2 protein-coding genes are annotated in these 1,831 nt (G+C 39.4%); both read left to right on the top strand.

Annotated elements, in window-relative coordinates:
- Positions 1-257 precede the first annotated feature (257 nt).
- Positions 258-1,070: a helix-turn-helix transcriptional regulator gene (locus tag HUS62_RS22165; RefSeq protein ID WP_175081181.1), complete on the top strand. Its 813-nt coding sequence runs from the start codon at positions 258-260 to the stop codon at positions 1,068-1,070.
- 75 nt (positions 1,071-1,145) lie between these two features.
- Positions 1,146-1,703, top strand: a complete 558-nt coding sequence (locus tag HUS62_RS22160) for a YbhB/YbcL family Raf kinase inhibitor-like protein (RefSeq protein WP_175081180.1) — start codon at positions 1,146-1,148, stop codon at positions 1,701-1,703.
- Positions 1,704-1,831 lie beyond the last annotated feature (128 nt).

The following is a 1,831-nucleotide window of genomic DNA, read 5'->3' as shown; positions in this document are numbered from 1 at the left end:
TTTATAACATCAGTTACTGGAAAAAGCAGGAGTATTGAATTATTGATTGAAAAAGATCAGTTACCTGAATTTAAGTAAGGGCAACTGATCAAAATATATGTGAAAGAGTACTAGTGCCTAATGTTTTTTAACGCGTTTGTAGGTCGTGCTTTAGCGAGTTACAAGGGTAAAGTTAGCCGGTAGCGTTTTAACGTCGAATAACTCAGAATCATGGTCCAATCCGTTCCTTCGAGTCCAATAAAAAAACACTGTAAATTATGAATGAATTGATAGAGATAGGTTTAAGTACTGTAAAGCGACATCCGTTTTTACCGTTTTCGATTTACTGCGCTAATGATGAACAACATATTGTAAATGTGCCTATCGCAAACCCATTACTTGTCGTTGTATTATCTGGCAGCAAAACGCTAATAGATATAGAAGAAGTTAACTGCAATGCAGGTGATTTTGTCTTTATGGCAAATACACCACAGGTTGCAATGCGCAATATTCCACAAAACTTTGGCTATATTGCGTTATTGATTGAATTTGATTACACCGACTTTGAGTGTTTGAAATATCAAGCCAGCACAAAGAAAAATTTCATCACTGGGCAAGTCGATCCACTGTTTCAAATGACCTTAAAACAATTTATTGAATGGGCTGCAGTAACACCACCACAATTATGGCAAATTAGAAGACAAGAGCTGCTGCAAGTGCTATTTTCCCAGGGGTTCAAAGACTTAGGTTCAATTATTGAGCCACCAACACTGACCCACAAAGTACATACTATCATCGCGAGTGATTTAACGCGTGATTGGGATGCAAACAGTATTGCAGCGACATTAGCGATGAGCGAATCGACACTCAGAAGAAAGTTAACCGCAGAAGACAGTAGTTTTCAGTTAATTAAAGATAACGCACGTTTAAGTCACGGACTACATTTGATTCAAAGTAGCTCACAATCTATTGGCACTATTGCCCAGCAATGTGGTTTTTCGTCGCAATCTAGATTCACCGATAAGTTTAAACTTTTGTTTAATACGACTCCAACAGCCCTTCGTAAAACAATAATGAGCGAAGCAGGCTAATAATTGACAGTTTTGGTACTAATTTGATCTGTCTTTGCTAGGTATTATGATTATTCTTATTAATCGGAGAATATTATGAAATCATCAACATTGAAAATTGCTACACCGTTATTTTTGTTATGTTTATCTGGCACCACATTCGCTGAGACATTTACTCTAACAAGCAAAGACATTGCCCATGGTGACTTTATGGGGAGTGCGCAAGAGTTTAAAGGGTTTGGTTGTAATGGCGATAACTTTTCTCCACAACTTGCTTGGCAAAATGCACCTAAAGGAACTGAAGCATTCGCATTGACCGTTTATGATCCAGATGCGCCTACAGGGAGTGGCTGGTGGCATTGGCAAGTTGTGAATATCCCTAAGTCGGTATCAAGTTTAGCAAGCGGTGCGGGCAGTACAAAGAAGAATGCAATGCCAAAAGGCAGTGTGCAGATCACAAATGATTATGGTTTCAAAGGCTTTGGCGGCGCTTGCCCACCGGAGGGACATGGCGCTCACAGGTATCAATTCACACTACATGCGTTATCACAAAAACTTGAATTACCAGAAAACGCATCAGGTGCGTTAGCAGGCTATATGATTAATGCCTATTCACTTGACTCAGCAACAATTGAAGCGCTTTATAAGCGTTAAGTATAGCAAGTTGCTAGGTGAAAGTTAGCGAAATACGAGAGCAATGCTTGTAGGAGATGTATGGACTCCTCCCCCAAATGGGGTGAGTACGGTATAAAGAGATTGGACAATTACTTTTACCAATAAGG

It is taken from the genome of Pseudoalteromonas sp. 0303, from assembly GCF_013349995.1.
In the GTDB taxonomy this organism is placed as follows: domain Bacteria; phylum Pseudomonadota; class Gammaproteobacteria; order Enterobacterales; family Alteromonadaceae; genus Pseudoalteromonas.
The sequence above is the reverse complement of the archived record's forward strand: the minus strand, read 5'-3'. Positions and strand labels throughout refer to the sequence as shown.